The sequence below is a fragment of the Ralstonia sp. RL genome, assembly GCF_001683835.1.
Lineage (GTDB): Bacteria > Pseudomonadota > Gammaproteobacteria > Burkholderiales > Burkholderiaceae > Ralstonia > Ralstonia mannitolilytica.
Genome location: NZ_LWRX01000124.1, coordinates 1 through 339, shown reverse-complemented (window position 1 = coordinate 339; position 339 = coordinate 1). Strand labels below are relative to the sequence as shown.

Sequence of the window (339 nt, the reverse complement as noted above, 5' to 3'; positions counted from 1 at the left end):
GGTGCGGCCGTCTCTGCCCGGTTGGCGCGTTCTACAGCCTGCTCGGCCGGTGGAGTCCGCTGCGGGTCACGGCCAGCAAGCGCAGTGCCTGCAACGATTGCATGGACTGTTTCGCGGTCTGCCCGGAACCGCAGGTCATCCGCCCCGCGCTCAAAGGCGAGGGCAAGGGGGTCGGTCCGGTCATTCTGGCACCGAGCTGTACCAATTGCGGGCGTTGCATCGATGTCTGTTCGAAAGATGTCTTCCGCTTCGGGCTGCGCAGCAACAACCCGGCCTCCACCGCTGCCCGCGTAGCCGAGGGGGGGCCACACTAGGCGGCACGCCGGGCGACCGGAAATG

At 67.6% G+C, this 339-nt stretch carries 1 protein-coding gene; it reads left to right on the top strand.

Translation table 11 applies throughout. The features are described 5' to 3' along the window. The coding region (locus A6M56_RS11545; protein ID WP_353744916.1) for a 4Fe-4S dicluster domain-containing protein at positions 1-314 on the top strand (314 nt) is incomplete at its 5' end. Positions 315-339: the final 25 nt, after the last annotated feature.